The organism is Halobacterium sp. MBLA0001, assembly GCF_049705385.1.
GTDB classification, from domain to species: Archaea; Halobacteriota; Halobacteria; order Halobacteriales; family Halobacteriaceae; genus Halobacterium; species Halobacterium salinarum.
Genome location: NZ_JBNAMQ010000012.1, coordinates 1 through 4,239, shown reverse-complemented (window position 1 = coordinate 4,239; position 4,239 = coordinate 1). Strand labels below are relative to the sequence as shown.

The window sequence follows — 4,239 nt, the reverse complement described above, 5'->3', positions numbered from 1 at the left end:
CTCGCGAGCAGCACCAAGCAACACCGCATCCCACCGCCCATCCCCCAGCCCGGTCGCTGCAATCTCTCCATCATACGCCTCACTGTAGGGCTCGCTCTGCCCGTTCCCCGACACCCACCACGGCTCCAAGTACGCCCTGTACTCCCCAGGCCCAACCCGTTCGACGATATCCAGCGCCCGCAACCGTTGGAGATACCGGTCAACCGAATTCTGCGACGACACATCCACGAGATCCCCACGAGAAACCGCCCCATCACTCTCCAGCAGTGCCCTCACCATCTTCTGGAGCGCCAGCTTCGGCCGCTCACCCTCGTCGAATAGCGACGGCAACAGCCGATTCGCTGGTAGCGTCGCGATCCCTCTCGCTAACGCCCCTACATCCAACTCGTCCGATGGCTCATCTTTCGACTCTAACGCCTGCATTACTGCCGCTACATCGAACGGCGACGGCGCACGATCTCGAGTCCCAAGCGCGGCGTGAATCACATTCACGAGCCGGTCGAGGTCCTGGCGTGCCCCAGCGCTGAACCCCTTCCTCATCGCGAACGCCTCAACGATACGCCGCGTCGTCTCCGCTCCATTCGCTACGACTACCGGCACGTCCATCACCGCTGCCTCCTCAGCCCCCTCCTGAATCCGCTCACGAACCCGGTGATCCTCGACACATAGCGCGTCCTCGATATCACTGGCGACCTCGCCACCTGTCCCGTCGACGGCGACTACCCACGAACACGTCAGCTCCGCCCGTGGATCTCCCGGGTCAATCTCATATCCCAGCCGCCGCTTCAACTTCTCCGAGCGCCGTTCACGCTGCATCCGATAAATCGAATGCACGCCATCAGGTCCACGATAGACGCCTTGCTTCGCCACCACCGACCGGAAGAACGCAAGGAACCGACCATACCGGTCATCGTCGCGACGCAACTGCTTCGAATCCGGCACCCGAAGATGCACCGTCAAATCATAGCCAGCAGCATGATACAACGTCGTCGCCGTCGTCGCCAACCCAATCAGCTTCGACAACAGTGCCGACCGCTGCTCGTAGTCTAGTTCATCGAATCGTCCGACATCCTCCAGGAGCGAACACCGAACAGCCTCGAGGCGCTCCCGGTACGACAGGTAGTCGCTTTCCTCACGCGAACTCATCCACCCCATCTGCGCGCCGAACTTCGCGACGTCCGCAAGCGCCGAGTCGAACTGGTCCGCGCCCGCCCACAAGTTCTCGAGACTACTCCCCAGACGGCTCCGACGGAGAATCTTACTCCACGCCCGCGACCCAAGTAAGGTTCCAACGAGACGTGCCAACGTCCCCAGCGGATTCCCCCACTCCAAGACGACTGCAACATCGTCATCGAAGGATGGCCCACCAGACAAGTACGAAACACGCCCATCATCGAATTTCTGTAGGTTCGCGTCCTCTACGACTGACACTCCCTCCGTACAGCGACCGGCCTGTAATTGGTGATGAAGTGTCGCCGGCTCAATCTCTCGAGGCGCAGTACCACCGCTGTATCGACCGAGGAACCGCGTATAGCCGTCCTCGCTGACGTCACCAGTCCTCGCGAGGAACGACTCGGCGGCAGAGACGCGGTCGTCGCCCAGCCGGTGGGAGTCCCCGGGCGGGTCTTGTTGGTGCTGGGGAGTACACTCACTTGTACCACGGTTGGGGGACTGAGTAAGACTGGCCTGAACGGGGTTCTGCACAGATCCCTTAGCGTCGACGTAGTCGGCAATAGACGCACCAAGCTCCGTTAGGACGACCCTACTGGGGCGTGTGCTGTCGTCGATAGTGACGAACCCAGCCGCTGCGAGGTCGTCGACGTACGCGTAGATGCTGCCCTCGGAGAGACTCACATCGTCGTCAGCCGCGAGGTCACCACGAGCTGCCCCAGACGCTGGGATATTCCCGAGGATACGCGTGTATCCCGTGCCTGACCACTCGCGTTCACGAAGGATGTCCCACGCCTCTCGTGCGAGTGCCGCGTCCTCTCCGGCAGCTGTGTCGGTCTTAGATGGGTAGGAGGTATCTGCGTCCTCGGTAAGATTGAGATGGCGGCTCGTCCAGTCAGGGTGGTCCTCGACGAGGAGTGACTCCATGCGTGGTGTCGAGAACACCAACTGGATGTCCAGGGCGTCCGAGAGGCTGTCCAGCGCGCCGAGAGACCGGGCGCGCGTCTCTTTGCGTGTCCCAACCCACTCGCCCTCATTGAGCGTCGCAGCGACCTGTGGCGTCACCTCAAGCACATCAAGGAGTGCAACCGGGCCAGCTCGGAGCGCTGCACGGCCTGCGTTGAGCAACCCACGGCCAGTGCCGATCCGCGTGAGCGACTCTGGAGCCTCGTTAATGGTGACGTCTTCCTCGATGGCACGTACGGTGAACGCCACGAGGTCACGGACCCATGCGCGGACTTCGACCGGAGCTTGGCGATCACCATCAATTTCGACAGTCCCCGGGTCGATGTCAAGCTTGTCGAGCAGCGCCGTCGCGATACCCTCGGTATTCGCATCCTCAAGGGTGAGACTGTCTTGGTCAACTGTCCATTGGGCGACAGCAGCGGTGAGCGTCGGGAGAAGGTCCTCAAGGAGGCTGGGAATCCAGCGCCGCATCTGGGGTTGGAGCCCACGATAGACGACCGTCGTCGAGAGATCCGTCTGGCCGTCCTGCTCTGGCGGAATACGCGAAATTCCAGAGTCGGCGGCCACGGGAAGCGGGATTCCAAGGGGATCGAAGGAGTTCGTGTGCTCGGATTCCGGTTCCTCCATCCCCGAGGAAGATGAGGAGGACGTCGTCGATTCATCGTTGGTGTAGAGGTGATCGGCGGCGTTGTCAGCGCCGATGTGGCGGAGGACTGCCGCCTCGTCGATGAGCGACGACTGCGCGGCGTCCTCGAGAGAGTCGTAGTCGGTAAGAGCGTCGTCAACGGTGGCGCGGTACTGGTCGCGAGCACGTGGGTCGCTCCGGCTGGAGAGGATCTGGGTGCGCTTCTCGATGAGTGCGTCGCGGTCCGTGTCCTCGGCGAACTTCCGGAGCGTGCGAGTCCTGTAGGTGGTCCGACAGCGAGGGCAGTCTGTGGTCTTGCGGCCGGCGGCGGTGAGCCAGAGCTCGTCGCAGGTCGAGCAGCCGACGAGCCAGGTGGTGTGGTGTCCGGACATAGGGCGTCTGTCCGGGAAGTTGCGTGCTGACGACTCCCGAGTTAGTCGTCGTACCCGAGACCGTTCGCGTTCGAGGACAGCCGCTGGTGACTCTCGGCCAAGAGAGCCACGGAGCCACGGCTGAGGGCGAAAGCTATTAGGTCATGGGCCCGCGAGAACCAGATGGTTGATCGGGTTCTCTTGCCGTCGGGGACTAGCCATCCTCGGCGGTGAAACCAATTATTTCACCGTCCAGAGGCATCCCCGACGACTAGGCACGTCGTGCGGTTATCCTACCTTGGTTGCGTAGCCTTTGCCACCCCGGGCATAAAAAGCTGTGTCGGACATCTCTCGGTCACTTTTTGCGTGGATCGCCGACAGGCACGTCGCCATACTCCGGACAGGAGACCCAGCCCTGGCCAAAAGCAGCGCCAAATCCCTCGTCTGGCCGCCACTCATGTTCCTCGCCACAATTCGGGCACTCCACGAACGGCGGGTCAATCGCAACCGCCTCTTGTTCCATGTAGTGGTTTCCTTGGTATGCCTCGCAGTGCTGGCAGACGTTTCCCCACACCTCTTTTTCAAGCGTGTTGCTGTAGACACGTTCGACAGGAGTATCGTACTTTGCAAGCACGCCGCCAATAGGGGTGTTGAGATGGTCGTCGCGGGGCCAGACTATTGGCGTCTGTTCACCGCACTGCCAGCACTCGGTCTGCCACGTCAGTAACTTGTCTTGATCGACAGAGAGGTCATCAGGAAGCATGTCGCCTCGCTGTTCGCTACCGGCATATTTGATTGCTTGGCCCCGTTGACTTCTGCAAGTGCTGATCATTCTTGAACGCTGAATTGCTAAATGTGTATATGCGGTAGTACTGACCCCAACAGAATTTTGCCGAGGGGGCACTGTCTAATTAAGCGTGTTCAGCCGAATGAGGAACTCTTCGTGGCATTCTCGATTCATGCACATGGAATTCGTTCTATTCGACCGGCTACTCACCTCACGCGGTCGTGAGCCGTGACATTGCTGTTCCACTAATCTCCCACCTTAACCGACGTACGGGCTTGGTATCTCCCTAAGAGAGCCTGAAATGTACCCTATGGCATGCT

The 4,239-nt window shown here is 60.7% G+C and carries 2 protein-coding genes; both read right to left on the bottom strand.

All coding sequences use genetic code 11. From position 1 onward, the window contains the following. On the bottom strand, positions 1-3,153 hold a 3,153-nt coding region (locus ACOZ32_RS14150), incomplete at its 3' end, for a DUF5817 domain-containing protein (RefSeq protein ID WP_424335354.1). A gap of 334 nt (positions 3,154-3,487) precedes the next feature. Beyond that, the gene (locus tag ACOZ32_RS14145; protein WP_049892649.1) at positions 3,488-3,895 is read right to left on the bottom strand and encodes a hypothetical protein; all 408 of its coding nucleotides are present in this window, start codon (positions 3,893-3,895) and stop codon (positions 3,488-3,490) included. Between the last annotated feature and the right edge of the window lie 344 nt (positions 3,896-4,239).